The 22,088-nt window shown below is 37.4% G+C and carries 19 protein-coding genes; 3 read left to right on the top strand and 16 right to left on the bottom strand.

Features of this window, described 5'->3' with window-relative positions:
- Window positions 1–16: 16 nt before the first annotated feature.
- The 11 genes from ACKP2L_RS01050 to ACKP2L_RS01000 form a co-directional block, all read right to left on the bottom strand.
- A complete protein-coding gene (locus ACKP2L_RS01050) occupies window positions 17–1,000 on the bottom strand; it encodes a glycosyltransferase family 2 protein (RefSeq protein WP_439425541.1) in 984 nt (327 codons plus the stop codon).
- Complete coding sequence (locus ACKP2L_RS01045; protein WP_439425540.1) at window positions 987–1,925, bottom strand: glycosyltransferase family 2 protein; 939 nt, start codon at window positions 1,923–1,925, stop codon at window positions 987–989. Before ACKP2L_RS01045 ends, ACKP2L_RS01050 begins: the two co-directional genes overlap by 14 nt.
- Window positions 1,922–2,908: a glycosyltransferase family 2 protein gene (locus tag ACKP2L_RS01040; RefSeq protein ID WP_439425539.1), complete on the bottom strand. Its 987-nt coding sequence runs from the start codon at window positions 2,906–2,908 to the stop codon at window positions 1,922–1,924. The genes ACKP2L_RS01045 and ACKP2L_RS01040 overlap by 4 nt, the downstream gene beginning before the upstream one ends.
- A 2-nt stretch (window positions 2,909–2,910) precedes the next feature.
- Window positions 2,911–4,278 carry a hypothetical protein gene (locus ACKP2L_RS01035; protein ID WP_439425538.1) on the bottom strand — a complete coding sequence of 456 codons (1,368 nt, stop codon included), beginning with the start codon at window positions 4,276–4,278 and terminating at the stop codon, window positions 2,911–2,913.
- Window positions 4,278–4,886, bottom strand: a complete 609-nt coding sequence (locus ACKP2L_RS01030) for a Wzz/FepE/Etk N-terminal domain-containing protein (protein WP_439425537.1) — start codon at window positions 4,884–4,886, stop codon at window positions 4,278–4,280. The genes ACKP2L_RS01035 and ACKP2L_RS01030 overlap by 1 nt, the downstream gene beginning before the upstream one ends.
- A gap of 223 nt (window positions 4,887–5,109) precedes the next feature.
- A complete protein-coding gene (locus ACKP2L_RS01025; RefSeq protein WP_439425536.1) occupies window positions 5,110–7,074 on the bottom strand; it encodes a DUF6020 family protein in 1,965 nt (654 codons plus the stop codon).
- Window positions 7,046–7,990 carry a glycosyltransferase family 2 protein gene (locus ACKP2L_RS01020; protein WP_439425535.1) on the bottom strand — a complete coding sequence of 315 codons (945 nt, stop codon included), beginning with the start codon at window positions 7,988–7,990 and terminating at the stop codon, window positions 7,046–7,048. Before ACKP2L_RS01020 ends, ACKP2L_RS01025 begins: the two co-directional genes overlap by 29 nt.
- 47 nt (window positions 7,991–8,037) lie before the next feature.
- On the bottom strand, window positions 8,038–10,131 hold the full coding sequence (locus ACKP2L_RS01015) for an LTA synthase family protein (protein WP_439425534.1): 2,094 nt from the start codon (window positions 10,129–10,131) through the stop codon (window positions 8,038–8,040).
- 42 nt (window positions 10,132–10,173) lie between these two features.
- Window positions 10,174–11,340 carry a UDP-galactopyranose mutase gene (gene glf, locus ACKP2L_RS01010; protein ID WP_439425533.1) on the bottom strand — a complete coding sequence of 389 codons (1,167 nt, stop codon included), beginning with the start codon at window positions 11,338–11,340 and terminating at the stop codon, window positions 10,174–10,176.
- Window positions 11,330–12,097 carry a DUF4422 domain-containing protein gene (locus tag ACKP2L_RS01005; RefSeq protein WP_439425532.1) on the bottom strand — a complete coding sequence of 256 codons (768 nt, stop codon included), beginning with the start codon at window positions 12,095–12,097 and terminating at the stop codon, window positions 11,330–11,332. The genes glf and ACKP2L_RS01005 overlap by 11 nt, the downstream gene beginning before the upstream one ends.
- Window positions 12,098–12,100: 3 nt before the next feature.
- Window positions 12,101–12,730 (bottom strand): sugar transferase, encoded by a 630-nt coding sequence (locus tag ACKP2L_RS01000; protein ID WP_439425531.1) that lies wholly within the window; start codon window positions 12,728–12,730, stop codon window positions 12,101–12,103.
- 96 nt (window positions 12,731–12,826) lie between these two features.
- On the opposite strand from ACKP2L_RS01000, the gene ACKP2L_RS00995 reads away from it, so the two are divergent.
- Window positions 12,827–13,327, top strand: a complete 501-nt coding sequence (locus ACKP2L_RS00995) for a GtrA family protein (RefSeq protein WP_439425530.1) — start codon at window positions 12,827–12,829, stop codon at window positions 13,325–13,327.
- Here ACKP2L_RS00995 and metG read toward each other — a convergent pair whose 3' ends face one another.
- On the bottom strand, window positions 13,328–15,370 hold the full coding sequence (gene metG / locus ACKP2L_RS00990; RefSeq protein WP_439425529.1) for a methionine--tRNA ligase: 2,043 nt from the start codon (window positions 15,368–15,370) through the stop codon (window positions 13,328–13,330).
- Between the two features lie 66 nt (window positions 15,371–15,436).
- On the opposite strand from metG, the gene ACKP2L_RS00985 reads away from it, so the two are divergent.
- Window positions 15,437–16,798 (top strand): amino acid permease, encoded by a 1,362-nt coding sequence (locus tag ACKP2L_RS00985; RefSeq protein ID WP_439425528.1) that lies wholly within the window; start codon window positions 15,437–15,439, stop codon window positions 16,796–16,798.
- A gap of 55 nt (window positions 16,799–16,853) precedes the next feature.
- On the opposite strand, the gene pnuC is transcribed toward ACKP2L_RS00985, so the two are convergent.
- The 3 genes from pnuC to ACKP2L_RS00970 all read right to left on the bottom strand — a co-directional run bounded on the left by pnuC (window position 16,854) and on the right by ACKP2L_RS00970 (window position 20,353).
- The gene (gene pnuC / locus ACKP2L_RS00980) at window positions 16,854–17,627 is read right to left on the bottom strand and encodes a nicotinamide riboside transporter PnuC (protein ID WP_439425527.1); all 774 of its coding nucleotides are present in this window, start codon (window positions 17,625–17,627) and stop codon (window positions 16,854–16,856) included.
- 127 nt (window positions 17,628–17,754) lie between these two features.
- Window positions 17,755–19,752 (bottom strand): ATP-binding cassette domain-containing protein, encoded by a 1,998-nt coding sequence (locus ACKP2L_RS00975; RefSeq protein WP_439425526.1) that lies wholly within the window; start codon window positions 19,750–19,752, stop codon window positions 17,755–17,757.
- Window positions 19,739–20,353, bottom strand: a complete 615-nt coding sequence (locus tag ACKP2L_RS00970; protein ID WP_439425525.1) for a TetR/AcrR family transcriptional regulator — start codon at window positions 20,351–20,353, stop codon at window positions 19,739–19,741. Before ACKP2L_RS00970 ends, ACKP2L_RS00975 begins: the two co-directional genes overlap by 14 nt.
- A gap of 88 nt (window positions 20,354–20,441) precedes the next feature.
- Here ACKP2L_RS00970 and ACKP2L_RS00965 point away from each other — a divergent pair, with 88 nt between their 5' ends.
- Window positions 20,442–21,104 carry an HD domain-containing protein gene (locus tag ACKP2L_RS00965; RefSeq protein ID WP_439425524.1) on the top strand — a complete coding sequence of 221 codons (663 nt, stop codon included), beginning with the start codon at window positions 20,442–20,444 and terminating at the stop codon, window positions 21,102–21,104.
- Here the strand turns inward: ACKP2L_RS00965 and ACKP2L_RS00960 are convergent, their stop codons facing one another.
- Window positions 21,105–22,067: an aldo/keto reductase gene (locus tag ACKP2L_RS00960; RefSeq protein WP_439425523.1), complete on the bottom strand. Its 963-nt coding sequence runs from the start codon at window positions 22,065–22,067 to the stop codon at window positions 21,105–21,107.
- Between the last annotated feature and the right edge of the window lie 21 nt (window positions 22,068–22,088).

Here is a 22,088-nt window from a genome sequence, read left to right as displayed (position 1 = left end):
AAATAATAAAATAATTTCAACGAACAAAACGGTCTTTAATTGCTCTAAAGTTTCTATACAAGAAATTAAAAAGAGAGGAACCGGAAGATAGATATATCATTTTTTGTCTTCTTGAAATATTAGACTTATCAATTTTAAATAAGTCATTTTTCATTTGTATAGATATTTTCTTTCTTATCCTTCGTGGAAAATAAAAATTATAAAAACGAATCATTCGCAAAAAGTGCCATTTATAAATATATTCTTTATCAAAATATTTTAAATAAATATTTTTTTCTTCTGACAAAGCAAAAAGAAGGTCGCTGATAGTCTTATCAATATCCAATTTCCACTTTTGTCCTGTTGAGCTGCTGCCCCTTCTTCTATACCAAAATAGAGGTTTTCCGCCGCAAAAAACAATTTTTTGAGAATTTGAATATATCAGCGGGGTCGATATTTGATCCTCAAAAATTATCCCTTCGTGAAACTTAATATTATTTTCAGTATATATACTTTTCTTCGACATGTAATTTGTTGGTCCGACAAATCTGTGGTACTTGATAATAAGATTCAAAGCATTCTTGACTGATAATTCATCGCCATCGCGATATTCAGGAGAATCAGGCATCAATCTTTTTTTATTTTCAGAATCTATTTCACCAATATCAAAAATAACCGTATCAAATCCCAAATCTAAATAATTGACACATTTACCAACAAGTTCGGGATCAGCAATATCATCAGAATCCATAAAATATATGTATTCACCATTAGCTCTCGATAAACCAAGATTTCTAGCAACAGATTGTCCAGAATTTTTCTCATGAAAAACCCGTATCCTATTATCCAGCTTTGGCAAGTTATTAAGATATTTTTTTGTTTCTTTATCTGACCCGTCGTCGATAATTATTAACTCTAAATTACTATATTTTTGATTTAAAATGCTTTTGATAGATTGCTCAAGAAAATCCAGCCCATTGTAAACTGGCATTATTACAGATACGAAACTATTTTTTGCCATATCGACCTTTCAGTTGACGATAAATAAACGGAATTATAACGTTTTTCCACTCTATAAAACGTTCTTTATACGAAAAATCTAAAAGTATATATCTTATAAATTTATATTTTGAGTATTTGCTAAAATTATGGTCATTTAATAAAGACGGTATTACTTGGCCTCTGTCAAAACTCATGATAACTTCCTGTGACAAATAAGGTTTGTATTTAGAAATCCAATCATGAGAAAATTTCCAAGTATTTCTTTGGGAGACGCTCATAGACCTCCCTAAATATTGAGTTCTATAAATAGTTAACGGAATATCAAGAAAAACGGCCTGTGCTTTACAGAAAAAATCGGCTTTAAATATCCAATCCCAATCCTGATGTTTTGGAAGTCCTTCAGTAAAAGGATTTTTTAATAATAATTCGCGTGATGCCATAATGGTCGAAGTCGTTATATAGCCGTGATGAAGAAAAATATATTCGGCTAAATGCATACCATTTTCAGGACCATTATTTGGAAGAATTTGAAAATCGTTTTTTTCTTCCGACTTAACTTGAGTAAAACAAAAAGCCATATCTTTTTTTCTATTTTTACTCAAAAAAAATACTTGTTTCTCGATTTTATCTGATCGCCAGATATCATCATCATCCAAAAAAGCGACAAAATCTGATTTAGAAGCTCTTATACCAACATTCCTTGCACTTCCGCCGCCCTTTTTTTCACCGGTTTCTAAAAAAATTATTTTATCATCACTAAATTTTTTAACGATTTTTTTTGCACTGGGGCTCTTTCCATCAGCAACCACAAAAATAGAATTTACGGGATAAGTTTGGTTAAGAACTGATTTTATAGCATCAAACAGCATCTCGCTTTGAAAGGAATATTTAAGAGGACGTTCATAAGTTGGTATAACAACGTCCACTGTTGGTTGAAAATTCATTTCCAAACTTTCTCCATTACTTCTGCCCGATACTCGTAATCGGAATCAGCATATTCAATAGGCGGATTGAAGAAGAAACCATTCCAAGTGCCTTGAATGATAATGCCTAGTTTAGTAAAACGGTATTTAACATGGAGCCCAAACAAAACTTTGGTGAAATCAAAAGCATTATGTCCCAAGGTTTTGATATATTTTGGCAAAGAATGACGTCTGCGCGAGGTACAAAGGCGATTACGAAATTCATTGCGATAACGAGGAAGCCGTGCTTTGACCTTTTCTCCAGAAATATCACCGGGCAGCGGATTTTTAGCACTGGCATGAACGACGATCGAATCACGCACAAAAAAACCAGGGAAAAAGTGCGTTACGCGTTGAGTGTATTCAATGTCATCCCCCCAAATAAAATACTCTTTTTGCGGTAGTCCTACTTTCAAAACAGCAACACGGGAAATGATCGTGGAAACAAAAGTCGAGTGTTTGATACGGACGTACGGCTGTGCCCCGTAGTAAACCTTGATCTTGTCATTGAAAAGAGGCGCTGCCATGTTCATGTTAGCCCACGTACCATCTTTCCAAATATCATGGCTAGCAGCCAAACCAGCGGCCGGATCTATTTTCCAAACTTCTAAAAGCCGATCCAAAGCATTGTCAGTGACCATGGAATCGTCATCCATCAGCCAAACAAAATCATCATCGGTTTGTTGGATAAAAGCTTTTATACCGGCGTTGAAACCGCCGGCACCGCCAAGATTCTTATTAAGATCAACTGCAACGATCTTTGGATCCTGTTTAGCAGCTTCAGCGATCCATTTTTCAGTACCGTCAGTCGAAGCACCATTAACGATTATTATGTGTTTAAGGGTTTTGCTTTTTTGATTTTGAAGCGCTGCGACTGATTGTTTTAGCAAATCTAAACGATTATATGTAACGACAACAGCACTAACACGAGCCTGTTCGAAACTATCTATATATAATTTTGACATCTTTATGATTTTACCACCTGTTTGGCTGACATACGATATTGAACAAAACGTCCAAAAACAAAAACCGAGATCAGCGAATAATAACTTAACCAATTAAAATCAAACAAAGCTAAAACGGCGAAAAATATCATCGTATATTTAGCAGCGTCTTTTACAAAAAATCCGAAACTATCCTGAGAGATAGCATGATCGAAATTATAAAAAAGCTCCCGTACCTTTCTGATTATCGGCAAAGTAAAAATGATACCGTACTGCGCTAAAAATCCGCCCCAGTTGCTTAAAACAACATAGTTATGTGAAAATCCATTGATATATTCATTATTGAGACGACTGTTACGCGGCACATATTCCATCAAATAGTGGCCAATATAACCATTCCCGACTCCAAATAGCGGATAGTGAAGAAAAGTCAAAAATAACCCGATCGTACCACCGCTGCGATTTGAAGCAGACTGGCCTCCTTTGGCAAATAAATAACCATCAAGGAAATTTCTGACCGACTGGGAGACAAAATAAGCAATAGTTGCCAAAATCAAACCGGCAACAGCACAAGAAACAAAGAAACGCTGCATCTTCGCTTTTGTATCGAAAACCAAAATAAGAGCTGTGATACCAATAGCTACAAGTCCGGTCGTCGTTTTAGCCAGCACAAAAGTTAATAGAATAATAGCAAGCAGTATGTATGAATAAATTTCAGCTGGTATAGCAAAAAATTTTTTTTGGAAGATCAAATAATGATTTTTAACAGCAGAAAGGATCCAAGGCAAAAAAACGATTGCCAACTGTCCTGCCAAAAACGCCGGCTCGATCTCAATACCGTTAGCGCGACCCATCGTTGCAGTGTAAGACCCTGAGGTGTAATACTGAGGGATTCGCCAGCGCGGGGCAAAAGTCCGATCAATAAAATTCACCCATGGTTCCAGCAAATTATGATTGGAAGCGACAAAAAGCTGCGGAATTATTACAGCTACTGCCAAAAAAACGAAGGTTGCCATAGTTCCATGAATATATAACTTCATCTGCCTATCATCGTTGATCGAATAATAAAGGACTAAATAAATCAATAAAATACTAAAAATAGTCGAACAGAAGCCGATAAAGGATCCGAGAATATTAAAATCTTGGCTGGTAGAACCAAACTTAGAATAGTTCCAAATCAACAACATTATTTCGCTAACGGTCAGAAGGGCAAAATACAACAAGACCTTAGACGGAATTATTTTAGCTGTTAATGGATTTATTTTTTGTTCTTGGCTGCGAAAGATCAAGTATGCGACAAAAGCAAAAAAAGGCAGCACGGTAAAAGGCTGCGGAACTGCATGCGTCACCTGTTTAACAAACAAGGAAAAGAAAATAAGCCAAGCCGACATTACTTTAATTTATCCTTTATATCCTTCCAAAGAAGCAAAAAGGCAGTGATAACAAACAAGGCCAAACCGCCTATCATTGCATAACGCTTTGAACTAGGTCCAGACACTTGAACTGTTGAAGTTGCCTTTTTAGCAACAACGACGTTACCGGCCGCGGGCAGTACTTCCGGAAGCAAGCGGCGAGTCGACCTTGCCAAAGCATTAACGATCCGAACTGCACGGTGAGAAGAACTATTGTGAGCAGTTATATTGATCAAAACACTATTTGCCGGAGAATTAACATCGATGTCTCCAGTTGAAAAATGAACTCTTTTTTGGGCGTGTTTTGTAATAGCAGAATCAGATATCAAATCACGAATGGTCGTTTGCAGCAATATATCGCTTTGGACCAGGTCGTAAGCGCTGGCACCGATATTTTGCCGACTTGCTTGGCCCAATTGCGCATAGTTATGAGCGACCGAAAGAGTGGCCGTTGCCGTATAACTGCGAGAAACCTTCGTTTTGGCGTAACCATATCCGGCTGCAGCCCCAATAATAAGAGCCAGCAGACAGATCCACCATTTATTTATCAACAATTTTAGTAAGTCTAGTAACGAGTATGTTTTCATTTAAAAATCCTAACGATTAAGTTTAACAACAATTTTAATTGTACTTTATTGGCCACTTTCTGTTGTAGAAAATTGGATTAAACGGTTTGAAACGGCTAAAAAACAACAAAATAAAAATGATAATACACAATATTTAAAAATATAAGGCATAAAAAAAATCGTTACTACCGTTACCGCATAAAGTAGAAACAATAAATATTTTTAAAAATATACATGAATTTCATCAAATTTTTGAAAAAATAGATTTTTTACTACGAAAAGATATAAGCATAATCGGAAATGCCATAATTTCAATTGGAAGAGCATACCTAGGATCACCATTAACGGAACCGTTTAAATTCACAAGGAAAGTCATTATAGATGGTATTAAAAATAGTGATTGATAGTAATTTTTTTTTGAAATAGAAAAAATAAAGGAACCAATTAAGACCAAATTCCATAACGCCACGTTGAATACAAAGGCAAAAAAAGGTAAGGAAGTTAAAACAACTAAATAATTTGAAAGATAATTTTTATTCCCTTGATCAATTAGTGGTTTTACGTTATTTAAATATTTGCTAGAAAGAACGAAATAATTATTTTTAGGTATTCCAGAATAAATAGACAGGGATCCATAAGTATTATTTGGATCTAATTCCCTTTCAGGTAGCGGATCAATTGATAAACTTTGGTTTTTAAGCGTGGCTGTGAAAAACTGTAACGGGTGCTTTAAAAAAAGTTGAAACCAAGTTGATAAAAAGATTCTTGTGTTTCGTTTATAAATATCACTATCCCACCACTTGCCAATGTGCTTATATCTTAATATCGAATCTCCATTAATCAAAAAAGAATCATACCTGAATAAGTTTTTAGAAGGATCAGCAAAAACAGGATTAAAGGTTGAATCTACTTTTTTTAAATCAAAAACTTTTTCAATATTTTTTTGTTCGGTTTTAGATATCTCATTAGGAAAATTAAACTCTAAATAACTAATTTGTTGTATAGGAACAACCAACATTTCAGCTGGAGAAGAAGGCATTACATTTTGATTTTTTAAAAATTGATTCCAAGAATGATAAGTTAAAAAAACAAGAACCATACTTAATAAAATCAATAACTTTCTAAAATTATCTTTGAAAACAAAAATTGCGACAAAAAGAGTTGGGAGAACCACATAAAGACCATTATTCCTGAAAAAACAAACAAATATCGATGATAAAATTAGACCTACAACAAATAATAAAGATTTAGGTTTATCTATTGCTAAAAATAAAGAAATCAAAAAACCCAAAAATAATGCACTAGATGCAAGAAACCAACCCGTTTTATCAAACGTTACCGAATAAGATGCAAAGCGCGGTTCTAATCCAAAGAAAATGATAAGTAACCAGGTTAACCAACTATTATTGATTATTTTTTTAACCGAATTAATTAAAAATGAGTATGATACTGAAGAAAAAATAATTAGGACAATAGAATGAAAATAAAACGCGCCTGTATTAGTTTTAAAAAGAAAAAGACCGGTTTTAAATATTCCTCCCATAATTAAAGTTGAAAACCAGGGGTGATGATTTGTAGGAAAGTACCTAAAATCTAATTGTGGAATAGAAACTCTAAAAAATTCATTGATTTGGCGAGCACCATCATACCCTATTGTGCTTGGCAAAATAAAAATTATTATCGGAGACCAAAATAATAAAATAATAAGCACAGTAATAAAAAAGTTCGGTGTATAAAATTTTTTTTCAAAAATATTTGACGAAAGTAATCTATTACGAATTAAAAAAAATAAAGAAATTAAATAATATATAAAAATATCAAAACTTACAAAGAACAAAAAAGATATAAAAAAAGTTGTTTTGCTTGCAAAGAGAAGTTCTAAACTATTTGTATTAGAAATTGATTCTCCCAAAAGAGTAAAAAATGAAAAAATTGAAGAAGTTACTATTAAAATTTTTTTGTCTACAATATTTTTATTTAATTCTTTATTTTGTTTTTTTAATAATTCTTCCTGAATAATTATTGGTAAAAGAAAAGAAATTAAAACAAGACAAATATTCGGATAAACAAATCTTGTATGTACAACATTAAAAAAATTAAAATCGTTTACCTTTTTAAAATTAATAAAAAAAGCGAAAGATGAAATAAGACCTACGAAAATAGGATTTTTAAAAATTTTTTTAATGTTGTTTAGAATTTTTTTCTTCATCTATCAACCTATATTCAAAGTTCATTTTTTCTTGAGATTGTATGGCATTTAAAATTAGTCCACTAAAAAGAGAGACAATTGAGGCAAGAAGAACGATCATCGTAACAACTAGCGTTGGCATGTTAGCAACGGCACCCGTTGATCTATACGGAAGAAAAACCCTAAACCAAAAAGTTATTAAACTTATCAAAGCCAAAATTAAGGAAATGTTTCCAAAAAAAGCAAAGGGGTGATAAATCCTGAATAAATTCCATATTTTTAGGATAACTTTAAAACCATCCCCATAAGTGTTCAGTTTAGACACACTACCAGCAGGTCTGTCTCTGTATTCAATAACTTGATTTTCAACAAACATATTTGTTTCGGCAGCGTGTATACTCATCTCAGTTTCTATTTCAAATCCCTTTGATAAAACAGGAAAAGTTTTAACAAACCTATAAGAAAAAGCTCTGTAACCGGTTAATATATCTTTAATATTCGTGTCAAACAAATGATTAATTAAAAATTTTACAATCGTATTTCCTACATTATGAAATGGTCTTTTATTTTCCTCAAAATAAGTTGATGAAAGGCGGTCACCAACAACCATATCAACTTTTCTTTGAACAATTTTTTCGTACATTTCAGGTATTGCATCTACAGGGTATGTATCATCTGCGTCTATAATCACGTAGACTTGAGAATCTATTTCTCTAAACATTCTCCTTATGACTGCTCCTTTTCCTTGAACATACTCATGTCTAACAATAGCACCAGCTTTTTTTGCTAAGTTATAAGTTTCGTCACTAGAATTGTTGTCATATACATATACCTTAGAATTAGGAATATTTTTTGTTATTCTTTTAACATCATTAACTACTTTTGAAATTGTCTGCGCTTCATTATAAGCGGGTATAAGAATTGCTAAATTATCCATAATAACTCACTGATTATCATTGTACATTAGCCATAGTATTTTCTAAATTATTTAGAGGGGATATTCATAAAACCATTTCTATGCACAAAGTGATGACCTTTTATTATGTCATATTGTACTAATCTATAATCATTCAACAGTTCTTTTTGGTGATTAGTAAAATTACCCTCTATCTCTTGGCCTTGGTTATTAAGATAAATATTTCTTCTATTCTTGGTCTGCCAATTATCAGATCCGCTTTTAGCTAAAGCATTCGAAGAGGCTGGAAAATCTTCTCTCATTTCTTGCATTAAAGCAAGAAATGGTGATATTTTTACATTCATATGTTCAGCGGAAAGCTCTTGAAAATAATTAGGAGAAGTAAAATTATTATTATTATTAATTTTAGTATCGTGAGAACTACTTGCCTTATTTGAATATATGAAATAATCAGTTTCGTGCAGAGGTAAAATCTCATCAGGATTTGATATTTCACTATCATAAATACCCGGTAAATGATCACCATACCAAACAACAGTTATTGGTTTTTTAATCTTATCTAATTGATCCAAGAACCATTTAGTAGATTGATCAGTAAAATGGACTCCTTGAACATAAGTTTTAACATTGTCATTTTCTGTGTCTGGTCTATGATATATAGAACTTATATTAAAGGAATAATTTTTATACCAATTGTTATACCCTAAATGATTCTGCATAGTGGGCATTTGAATAAATTGAGATTTTTTTTCTTTAGAAAGCTGATTTATTACGTTTTTATATGCATCAAGATCACTAACATAAGGATTATTGTCTATTCGTCCACTAAACTTAACCTTAGGATTATAAAGCGTATAAAAATTTTGAAATCCCATCTTTCTATATACAGAAGATCTGTCATATACCATTGGAAGATATGGATGAATAGCATTTTTAATTTTCCAATAATTAGAAATATTAGGAATGTACTTAGATGATTGGAGAACTTGAATGTAGGGAGAGGTCACGGTTGGCAAAAAATTTGTTAATGACATACCAGTTAGTGCTTGATATTCAATATTAGCAGTGCCGCCACCATAACCAGAACTCAACATTAAACCTGACGTTGTCTTATTTTTTATCTGTTTTATATTTGGTATGGGATCTGGAATAATCGTTGTTCCGGGAACTCTAGTTGGATCAGAAAAGCTTTCACTCAAAACATAAATCACTGTTTGCTGGTTCAAGTAGTTGTTTCTATTTTTATTAATTTGACCAGCAATTTTAGAATACTTCTTTTCTAAACGCTGCATTTTATTTTTAGAATAATTTTCTGGAACAGCCATTACTTTGTTATCGAAAAAGCGCATAAAGGAATAGACTGCACCATTATTTCTCTGATCGGCATTAACATCCCAAGGAATGGGCGAATCATTCAGCGAAGCAGCTACCCGGTCCGGCAGAGCGCCTGGTGTATAAAGATTTCTGGCTGAAAAGAGCACTGCAAAAGAAAGCAGGAAAATAGGCAAACGGAAATACCATTTAGCAAATTTTATTCTGGAATCAAAGCGCCGGCAAAGCAAATAAAGAACTGAAATAAAAATGATCAGTCCTAACAGCAGCAAGAAAAATTGCCACGCCTTGATGCCGATAAAATTAACGATCATCAAAGGATTGCTTAATTGAGACAGGTCAGATGGCAAAATCGATTCATTTCGATAAAGAAGTTTCTGGTTATCGGCAATACCAAAAATAATGAAGACAAGATTATTTAAAATAAAAGCCAGCCAAAAACGATTAGTAATGGCCAGCAAAAGAAAAAACAAGGCAAGTATGAAAAAAATGTTCAGCAGAGCTTGGTGATTCTCGCTGCCCGGAATAAAAGCATTTATCACAAAATTAGAAGCGGCTTGGACTCGTTCAGTCAAACTCTGGTTCATCCCCACTTGAATCTGAAATTGTATGAACCAGACATTGAAAAGCGCGGAAAAAAACATCAATAATGGGTAGAGGATCCAGCGATAGATACCGACTCCAGCTGCCATCGATGGATTCTTATTTGATTTAAATCCACTTATCCAAACGTATATTTTCTTAGTCTGTTTGAAAAACGGGTTGCTTCGAGACGAACTATTTTTACCCAAAACAAAAGATTTTATTTTTTCTGCAAGTTTCGTGAACATCCCAAAAATTATACAACACTAACTTTAAATCAGAAATTAAATTTATTCCTGGTCAAACCGATAGTCAGCCGGGATCTTGAACTCCTGACGAACGAGGTTAAAACTAGCATTGATAATTTGATCCATGTCGAAATAGCGGTACAGGCCCAATCGACCGCCAAAAATAACTTTATCGCGATGCTGGCGGGCCAGTTTTGCATATTTTTTATATGTTTCGGTATTTTTTTCATCATTGACCGGATAATAGGCTTCTTTGCTGCGATCCCAACTCTGCGGATATTCATGAGTGACGATCGTCTTGCCCGGGTCGGCTAAGCCATCAAAATGACGCCATTCCATGACCCGCGTATAAGGAGTCTCTGCATCAGTGTAATTGATGACCGCATTGCCTTGATAATTATCCGTATCCAGTGTTTCCGACTCAAATCTAAGGCTGCGGTATTCCAATTCACCAAATTGATAATCAAAGAACTGATCGATCATACCGGTGTAGATGATTTTTGGAAATTCAGCTAAATATTCTTCTTTATGAGCAAAGAAGTCAGAACTGGTTTTGACATCGATCAGATCAGAGGCAAGCAATTTATCAAATATCTGAGTATAACCGCCGATCGGGATCCCTTGGTAGCGATGATTAAAATAGTTATTATCAAAAATAAAGCGGACCGGCAATCTCTTGATAATAAAAGACGGTAATTCAGTTGCTTTTCTGCCCCATTGTTTTTCGGTATAACCCTTGATCAATTTGGTATATATATCAGTCCCGATCAAAGAAATAGCTTGTTCCTCAAGGTTGCGCGGTTCGCCTTTGATTCCAGCGGCCTTTTTTTGCTCTTCGATCTTAGCTTTGGCTTCGTCAGGCGTCTTAACTCCCCACATCTCATAAAAGGTATTCATATTGAAAGGCAAATTATAGAGTTCGCCCTTGTAGTTAGCGACGACCTGATTTTGATAATTATTGAAATCAGCGAATTTATTAACGAAATTCCAAACTTCTTGATTGTCTGTATGAAAAATATGAGCACCGAAATCATGAACAGTGATCCCGTTTTCAGTGTGAGTGTACATGTTGCCGCCGATATGAGGACGCTTTTCGATGATCAAAGAACGCTTATTCCGTTTAGCTGCTTCATAGGCAAAAATAGCGCCGTAAGGTCCGGCACCAACAATCAGATAATCATAATTTTTAGTATTGAATTTATTTGCCATTTTTTCCTCCAGTGATTTTTCTTAGCAAAAAGGCACCGCCCTTTTTGAGCCAATTTTGTTTTTCCTCGAAAACAAAGGGCACCTCTATATATTCCTTTTCTTGTGCATCAAGATAAATATCCAGCAAACGCTCGCCAACGAAACCAAAAACACGGCGTTCATAACTATCATAACCAGATATATCCAAATTTTTTTCTAATTCAAAGAGAAGCGGAAACATCCATGAAGCATAAGCATCGAGCTCAGATCTTGTCATTATCATCATATTGAAAAGATGCTGGCTGCTTCTATCCATGACCTTATCAAAACTTTTTTGGTAAGGTTCCGACATCATTTTTTTAATATCGTCAAGCGGCTGGCGGTGATGGGCATGAATATAGTGTGAATAATTGCTTTCGATGTAATAACTGCGCTTTTTAGGAAGGATTATCGAACTTTTTTTCAGCAGCTGATCCAGCTGATCTGCAGTTAAGATGTTAAAAAGACCTTTTTTATGATTCAAAGAAAAAAACCGGCGATAGTGAACCAGCCCGATCACATCTGCTTGAGAATTCTTCCAGGCCCAGTAAAGCGCCGTCAGTTCATTAAAATTCGGATTTTTCAAACTGATATTATCACCGGTATCATCGCCTATCCAGCCGGCTGGAAGATCATAAGGATCGCTATGCGAGGCATGACCGACCCAGATTGGCTGATAAAGGCTGTCATTTGGCATCTGATAGAGTTTGTGCGAGGCAACGTATATTTTCTTTTCCATCGCTCAATAAGCCCCCTCACGTGAAAAAATAGCCTTCATCGTCAAATAGACCATATACCAGTCATACCAAAAACCGATATGATCGACATATTCCAAATCAACTTTTGCCCGTTCAGGGTATTTAATGTCCGAACGTCCTGTAGCTTGCCATAATCCCATTGCTCCAGGCAAAACACTCAAAAGTTTGTCTACCTGATCACCGTAATAACGTAATTCCGGTTCGGTGATCGGGCGCGGACCGACGATCGACATCTGGCCAATGAAAATATTGAACAATTGAGGCAGTTCATCCAAACTGGTCCGGCGCAGGACACGACCGAATTTGGTAACACGAGGATCTTCGCCGGCTGGGAATTTATAATCATTTTCCACAAAAACTTTATAGTCTTCGGGATGGCGCTGAAAATAAGTATCCGAGTCAGTCCGCATAGACCGAAACTTGATAAGTTTAAAGTGACGGTGGCCTTTGCCGACCCGGTCATGCAAATAAAAGACCGGACCTTTAGGGTCAACGGCTTTTTGGATAATAATAAGTATCAAAAAAAGCCATGATAGCAAAATTATCCCAACAAGGCTGCCGGCAATATCAATAAGTCTTTTAAATGGTAAATAACGTTTTTGTGACTTTGTCATTCTTTGCTCAATTATAACTGAATAAGGGCCGTTTTCCGTTAACGCAAATTTTATAAGCATAAATAAAACTTTTAATCTAAAATTAAAAAAGTCATTATGAAAAATATTTACGATAAAAATAAAGAAATAATCCTTTACATATTTTTTGGCATCTTAACGACCGTAGTCTATTTTATCGCACGATTCATGGTAGTTAATATCAGTCAAAACGCGCTTTTAGCAGTAGTCGCGGCTCAGAGCGCGGCGATTTTGTTTGCTTTTATAACAAATAAGATATGGGTCTTTACTCAAGCCGAAAGATCTCCTTTGATCATCCAGTTCCTCAAGTTCGTCGCCGGCCGTCTATTTGTTTTCTTTTTAGATCTCTTCGTTACTTGGCTGTGTATTGAAAAATTTGGAAACTTTTTCATTCGTTTCTTTCTTTTGGACCGCTTGAATTATCGATCTGCCCCGCTTGATTGGCCTTTGGTCAAAAATTTCGCCGGTTCCGCTTTATTAGCAAATACTTTTATCTGGTCGCTGCTGATCCAGATCGCGGCGATAATTTTGAACTACATATTTTCAAAAGTATTTGTCTTCAAAAACAAAAAACCGTGATCAATTGATCTCGGCTCCTGCTTCTACTATATCGGGAAGCTGGCTTACATAGACATTCCCATCTTTATTTTCGGCACAAAGGATCATCCCCTGGCTTATTTGTCCAGCCATCTTGCGCGGTTTTAGATTAGCAACTATGACAACTGTCTTGCCGATCAAAATCGATGGATCCGGGTACCATTGGCGAATACCGGAAAGGATCTGGCGCCCTTGCCGGCTGCCGTCATCGATCTGGAATTTTATCAATTTTTTTGAATTAGACAAAAATTCAGCATCTTTGATCTTAGCGGCAAGCAGGTGGATCTTGGCAAAATCATCATATTCGATCGGTGCAAACTCCTGCTCTGCTTGTGTCTTTTCGTCTGCTGCAAGCGCCTTTTTCTTAGCTTCCTCGATCCGTGCCCTTCCTTTGCCTTTAGTATCTTTTTTTACAAGGCCGGAAATGAACTGGACTTCCTTTTCAACATCCAAACGAGGGAAGATCGGCTGCGGCTTTTCTGTGACTTTGCTGCCGCCTTTCAATCCGCTGAAATGCAGATCTTTGATCGGTTCGACCTCAGATAATCCCAATTGGTCAAAGATCTTCTTTGGTGATTGAGTCAGTATCGGCTGTAATAATGAACCGATAACCCGCAATGAAGCTGCCAAATGAGCCATGACCCGGTCCAGATCTGTTTCCAGACCTTTTTTGCTTAAGATCCATGGTTCAGTCTCATCAATGTATTTATTAGTCCGGCGGACTAAACTCCAAACACCCTCCAAAGCTTCAGCAGTATGTGCTTTTTCCATCTGCGACTTGAAAGTATCGATCGCTGTCTCGGCTGTTTTTTTCAGATCCTGGTCTTCATCAGTCTTAGATTCCGGTAGATCAGGAACCACCCCTTTTTCATAACGATTGATCATAGAAATGGTACGGTTCAGCAAGTTGCCTAGATCGTTTGCCAGATCAAAGTTAACTCTATCGACAAAATCTTCGGGAGAAAATACGCCGTCATTGCCAAAAGGCATGCTCTTCAATAAATAGTATCGAACAGCATCAAGCCCATAGCGCTTTTCCAAAGTTTCTGGATAAATGACATTGCCCTTAGACTTGGACATCTTGCCGTTTTTCATAACTAACCAGCCATGGCCAAGAACTTCCCCGGGCAAAGGCAGTCCCAGCGCATGCAGCATGATCGGCCAATAGATAGTATGAAAACGAACGATTTCTTTACCTACTAATTGAAGATCGGCCGGCCAGAATTTTTTGAATAGGTCCGGCTGCTGGTCAAAATTACCTAATTCCGGATCATAACCTAACGCGGTTATATAATTTGTCAAAGCATCGATCCAAACATAGATAACATGTTTTTCATCCCCTAAAACAGGTACCCCCCAGTCAAAACTGGTTCTTGTGACAGCTAAATCCTCAAGACCGGGTTTGATGAAATTTTCGATCATTTCGTTCATACGGCTTTCAGGCTGGATGAACTGGGGATGATTTTTATAATAATCAAGCAGCCAGTCGGCATATTTGCTCATTTTAAAGAAATAAGTTTCTTCTTTGACCAGCTGGACTTCATGCCCGGAAGGCGCTTTTCCGCCGATAACATTGCCTTGATCATCACGGTAGACTTCTGCTAATTGAGATTCGGTGAAATACTCTTCGTCAGAAACAGAATACCAGCCAGTATAGTTGCCTTTATATATGTCGCCTTCGTCCATGAATCTTTTGAAAATTTTCTGAACGGCCTTTTCATGATAATCATCAGTCGTACGAATAAATTTATCGTATGAAATATCCATCAATTTCCATAATTTTTTGATACCGACTGCCATCTCGTCAAGATATTCCATCTCGCTTTTATGAGCAGCCTCGGCCTTTTGCTGAATCTTTAATCCGTGTTCATCTGTACCGGTAAGAAAGAAAACATCTTCCCCTAAAGCACGATGAAAACGGGCTAATGAATCGGCCAAGACCGTGGTATAAGTATTTCCGAGCTGTAGTTTCCCCGATGGATAATAGATCGGAGTAGTTATGTAAAATTTTTTATTTTCGGCCACGGCAAATGAGCCCCTTTCACTTTATTGTTTTTATTATATACGTCAATGCCTTATGATGGAAATCGTATGAAAAATAATAACAAGCAACCTAACAGAATGCGCAGGGAACTTTCAAACCGACATATTCAGTTGATTGCGATCGGAGGAACGATCGGTACTGGACTGTTTCTCGGATCTTCACGTTCAATTGCTTTGACCGGACCTTCTATAATGTTCGTTTATCTGATCGCCGGTTTTTTTATGTTCCTCTTAGCGCGAGCCATGGGAGAAATGATGTACATGGATCCCAGCCAGCATACCTTCATTAACTTTATAACGAAATTCATGGGTAAACCATTCGGATTCTTTGCCGGATGGACCTATTGGCTTTCGATCCTTTTTATGGGTATGGGAGAACTTACTGCCGTTGGCACCTACTTCCAATTCTGGTTTCCGCAAATACCGATGTGGATCATCCAGATCGCCTTTTTATTAGTGATCATGTCGATAAACATGATCGCTGTTCGTTTCTTCGGCGAAGCCGAATTTTGGTTTGCCATGATAAAGATCACCGCCATCGTTGCCTTGATCGCAACAGGATTATTCATGCTGCTGGTCAACTACAAAACACCAGTCGGCCACGCTTCGATCGGTAATATAACCAATGGTTTTCAACTTTTTCCTAAGGGATGGCAGAGTTTTATCATGGCATTTCCGATGGTTTTCTTCGCCTATCAGGGAATCGAATTCGTTGGTATAACTACCAGCGAGACTAAAGATCCTAAAGAGGTGCTGCCCAAAGCCATCAACCAAATAATTTTCAGGATACTGATCTTCTATATCGGTGCCCTCTTAGCGATAATGGTCATCTATCCTTGGAAATCACTGGATCCCCAACAATCGCCTTTCGTTTGGGTATTTAAACTTGCCGGTATAAAATGGGCAGCCGGATTGATAAACTTCGTTGTTTTGACTGCTGCGGCCAGTTCCTTGAATTCGGTCCTTTATTCAGCTGGAAGACATGTTTATCAGCTTTCGTTGGATTCCAGCGGTTTCTTTAAAAAACATTTTGCAAGGATCAATAAACGCGGCGTTCCTGCACGAGGAGTAATTTTTTCAGCAGCCTTCGTTGCGATATCGCCTTTGATTTATTACATCCCTTCGATCAAAGATGCTTTTTCCATGATCGCGGCTGTTAGTTCGGGAACATATCTTTTGATATATATGATGATCCTGATCGCGCATCACAATTACGAAAAAAGTCCGGAGTATTTAAAAGATGGGTTTTTGATGCCCTTTTCAAAAGTACTTAACCCAATGACATTGCTGTTTATGATCTTTGTATTTATCTCAATGTATTTCCAAAGTTCAACTGAAATAGCTGTCGGCGGCACAGTTATTTGGATAATCGTTTTTGGTACTTACTCTTATGTAAAACATCGGAATTAAAAATAAAACCAAAATAAAAATCCTTCTCATTTATCGAGGAGGATTTTTTATACTATCAATTTTTCTGTGAAGCGACAGCCTGTTCTTGTTCTAAAGGCTTCGGCTGCTCGGCTTTTGCCCAAACACTGAAAAACTTACCGTAAACAGCAGTTGCCGTATAAAGGATGGTACTTACAAGCATCGGCAAGGCCGCTTGCGTATATCCAGCCATATTGGCTGTAAACCAAAGGATAACGTTAACGACATCTTCTGCCAGCCAAAGTGTATAGGTATTGCTGAAATGCAAGGTGCACAGCAAAGATGCGGTAGCACCGATAGCTAGTACTAATGAATCCCAAACCGGGTTAGTATCTTTTAACAGCACGTACAATTCATAAAGCACGCCCCAAGCTATCAAAATAGATACGACCGTGATAACGAATCCCTGCGTACTAAGGGTACGAACTTTACTTTTAAAGTTTTGTCCCCAAGAACGCCAACTTATCATCAAAGGAATATCGATCAAAGCGACAAAAACAAACTGGTCTAAGACCGAAGCAAAGTGACCGGCTGAATAATTAACATAAATAAAACCGACCGCTGATATCAAACCAAAAAGACCATTGATCGGACGTCCGATCATCATCGCACATGTGCATAGCAAACCGGCTAAAGTAGCTAAAAGTGTGATAAAAGCTAAAAGATTGATATGCCCCTGTAAAAAGAGGGCTAACTGAAAACCAAAGCCGAACCACCAGATCGTCCAAGCTGGTACCGGCCATTTTTTTAATTCGTTTTTGAACCACTGGAAGTAATTTCCCTTGAATTCTTCTGCATGTGATTGTTCCAAAATTGCCTCCGAAATCAAATAAAAAAGTTTATTGCCAAAAAGACGGCATATACTATTTTGCCAGATTTAGAGGCGAAAGTTCGGATTATGCAAAATTTTTTGCCAAAATGTAATATTTTAAGAAAAATCATTCGGATGCAAGCGAATCGATCGGATCCAGCTTGGCTGCCCGGCGAGCCGGCAGCAACGCCGCCAGAAAAGAAATCGCCAGAGCGATAATAAAGGCAAACAGAACATTTCCCGGTGTGATGATGACCATATTGGCTTTAGCCAATCCCCAAAGAGCATGATTGGCTGCAGCACCGATGACAAAAGCAAGTACCAAAGCCAAAACAGCTGAGAAGAGACCGATCAAAAGCGATTCGCCGGTAAACAAGCGGCTGATGTCGCGTTTGCCTTCACCCAAGGCGCGAAGAACACCGATCTCCTTGGTACGTTCAGAAACACTCATGTACATAGAGACGATGATCATCAATGCAGAAACAACCAGCGAAACAGCGGCGATCGCGGAAAGTACATTTGTAGCTAGACGTACATAAGAACTGACTGTATTCAAAACATCGCCGACAGTGATCGCTCCGAAAGCAAACTTGCCGTTTATCTTGATATTATTTACTTTTGCCGCGACCGATCTGGTAACATTGATCGATTTGGCATTAACAGAAACAAAATTAGCTCGTGTGTCAGCACCGGCGTTCCGAAGTGCCCGACGGATAGTTGAATAATCAGTCACTGTTACCTGACCGGTTTGACCGCCATTGCCTAGACCGGAAACCTTAAGATCACTGTTGATAACGACCGGTTGCTGACGCTGATTCATCCAAGTAAAAGTCAAATGAACGGTTCGGCCGATGATCTGTCGATAATTCTTCGATCCTAGAAACTGTTCAGCTTGGGCTCGATCGATCAAGATCTCGCCATTACCGGGACGGTGACCATTTTTAACAGTATTTGCAGAGTAGGCTCTGGTCCAAGTCTGCAGTCTGTCGCCAGCGACCCTTTCATTATTACCGCTCATAGTCAAAGTGAATCGATTAAATTGATAGCCCGGCTGTACAGCATTAACATTTTTCAATCTGCGCAAATGCGAAAGCTCATTTTCTTCGATCAAAAGCGAAGAGGGATCCTGTGAAAACTGACTAAGCGAATTAGTAAATTCAGTCTGCGACATTTTTTTGCCGCTCGGATTTTTCATGACAGTTATCGATACCGGATTTATCAATGAACTGATCTGATCATTAATAAAAGCCGAAATACCATTTCCCAAACCGGAAAAAAGCAGAACAGCAAAAATACCGATCCCGGTACCGAGCATGATCAGGAAATTTCGCCAAAAATAGTACATCGTATGCTTATACGCGCTCTTATAAGCGGCCAAAACTCCTAATTTTTTAGAAACCAATCTCTTAGACTGATCATTTTCAGGTACCGGATATTTTTCTCGATTCGATACATCTTTGTCGATGACCCCATCAGACATGTGGACTATCCTAGTACCAAAACGCGCAACTTCTTCGGAATGAGTGACAGCGATGACCAATTTACCTGATTCGGCGATCGATTCCATTATTTCAAGGATCTCTTGCGTATTTTTGGAATCAAGCGCACCAGTGGGTTCATCAGCGATAATGATATCCGGATCAGAAGCTAAGGCTCGAGCGATGGCGACCCGCTGTTTTTGGCCGCCGGATAATTGGTTGGGATGCTTTTTGATGTGATCAGCTAAACCGACCTGTTCTAACAACTGCTCAGCCCGTTTGACTTTTTCGCCATGCGACAAAGTAGTCATCTCTAAGCTGATCAAAACATTATCCAAAACTGTTAAATGAGAAACAAGGTTAAAACTCTGGAAAATAAAACCGATCGTTTGTCGACGATAAGCATCCATTTGCTTTTCGTTATATTCTCTTGTAGAAGTACCGTTTAAAACAACGTCGCCGGTATAATTATGATCCAGACCGCCGATTATGTTCATCAAGGTCGATTTACCACCGCCGGATTCACCTAAAATACTGACAAATTCGCCCTTTTCAAATTTAAGGCTTATTCCCTTAAGAACTGGAAATTCCTGGCTCTTATTGAGAATATAGCTCTTATGAATATCCTTTAGCTCAAGATAAGGCATTTTCTTCTCCTTTTCGTATCAAATAGTACAGATCATCAAACGCGTGGCGGATCGAAACTGGTTCTATATGTGTTTCCAAGCTCTCAGCCGGGAAAACATTGTCGATCGTTGTTGAACGAAAAACAAGAATATAGATCGATGCAATTTCGCGGCTGTTTAATTTGTTCGATAATTCCCCAGACCTTTGTCCTTTTTCAATGTTTCGATTAAAAATATCAAAGATCAAATTATCAAATTTTTTAGAACGAGCATTTAAATCAGGAAATTTCTTGATCGCATGAATCCACAAAATAACCAGTTCAGAAAGTTTCTTTCCATGCATCGAAAGCAAACCGTCATAGGTGGAAGAAAATTCTTGGTAGAAACTTTTGAAATCTTGAAAATCCTTTTCAGAAAACTTTTTCACATCAAAAGCGCCTAACCGATCATAGGAATGATAAACTGCTTGGTAAAACAGGTCTTCTTTGCTCGAAAAATAATTATAAAGACCACCCTTTGAGACGTTAGCTGCTTTGACGATATCGGAGATCGACACACCGTCATATCCTCCAGACAGAAAAAGTCCCAACGCAGCTTCTAAAATTTTATCTTTTGTATTCATCGCATTTTAGATACCGACCGTTCGGTCTTCACAAAGTATATCACAGTCTTTTCGGCGGCGGACTTTTAAAAGCTTTAAAATCGACCTTATGATACAAGAACAAAAGAACCTTTTAGAGCTTATCAAAAAATACGTTTTTAACTTATCAAAAAATGATAAAACCGGTCACGGAAACCAGCATTTAAAAAGGGTCGCCGGTCTTGCGAAAATAATTTTAAAAGACTACCCGCAGGCTGATGATTTTCTAGTACTGGCAGCAGTTTACCTGCATGACAGTTATGACGACAAGCTTTATCAAGATCCGGCTGCTGCCAAACAAAAAACTGATGATTTTCTCAAAAAAATCGGTTTAGACGGACTATCGAAGCAGATCTTTTTTATCATCGATAATATGTCATGGTCCAAACAACGTTTCGGCCAAGCAAAAAAGCTAGATATAAATGGTCAGATCGTTCAAGATGCCGACCGGTTAGATGCCATTGGCGCAATCGCGGTCATTAGAGCATTCAAATACGGCAGTGCACACGACCAGGCAGATTACGATCCGAAAATAAAAGTTCGCGATCTGAAGAATAAACAAGAATATCGTAATGAAAATAAACAGACGACGATAAATCATTTTTACGAAAAACTTTTCACGATAAAAGATTTAATGAATACCGACAGCGCAAAAAAAATCGCCGCAAGACGCGACGAATTCATGCACTCATTTGTTAAAGAATATATCGATGAATATAATTTAAAAGCCTGATCAAGGAAGCGGGTAGCCGGCAGCTAGATAAAGATCATACCATTCTTGGTTAGTCAATTTTACTTTGTCGATGTTTGCTGCATCTTCGATACGGCTTGCCGTCATGCTTCCTAAAATTACTTGTATATTAGCAGGATGATAAGCGATCCAGGCACTGGCAACAGCATTTTTCCCAACTTGATATTTATCGGCCAGCTTGTCGAGTTCGGCATTAAGTTCAGGAAGTTGCGGATTATCAACGATCGCACCAGCAAAGAAGCCTGATTGAAAAGGAGACCAGGCTTGGATGGTCATATGGTGAAGCCTTGAATAAGCAAGAACATCAAAAGCTGTCACATGATTATCAAAGCTAGGACTTTTACTGATATTTAATTGAATGTTTTCTGCTATTAGATCAGCATGGCCTAAACCAAACTGCAGCTGGTTTACCTCCAATTTTTGGCTGACCGCTTGCTGGATCAGATCAACATCATAAGGACTAAAATTAGAAACACCAAAATGCAGGACTTTGCCCGAAGCCTCTAATTGAGAAAAGGCCTCAGCTACTTCTTCAGGCCGCATCAACGTATCAGGACGATGCAGCAAGAAGAAATCAAGATGATCAGTTTGCAGGCGCGAAAGTTCAGTTTCGACTGTCGATATCAAATGGCCTTTTGAAAAATCATATCGTTGGCCTTTGAGGCCGTCACCATCGATTTGGCCATCTTTTAAAATTATTCCGCCCTTGCTTTGAAGAAAAATCTTGTCTCGATCGATGCCAGTATCCTGCAAGGCTTGGCCAAAGATCATCGAAGAACGACCAGCACCATATATATCGGCACTGTCAAAAAAATTGATGCCGGCTTGGTAAGCAGCCGCGATCAAATCAGCTGCAGCTTTACGATCCAACCGATTTATCCGCATGACTCCTAAGGCTATCTGACTAGCTGAAACACCACTTTGTCCTATCCTTATTTTTTTCATACAGCCTCCTAAAATAAAAAC

The organism is Oenococcus alcoholitolerans (assembly GCF_051852995.1).
Taxonomy (GTDB): domain Bacteria; phylum Bacillota; class Bacilli; order Lactobacillales; family Lactobacillaceae; genus Oenococcus; species Oenococcus alcoholitolerans.
Note: the sequence above shows the minus strand (reverse complement) of the source record. Positions and strands in the feature narration are given on the sequence as shown.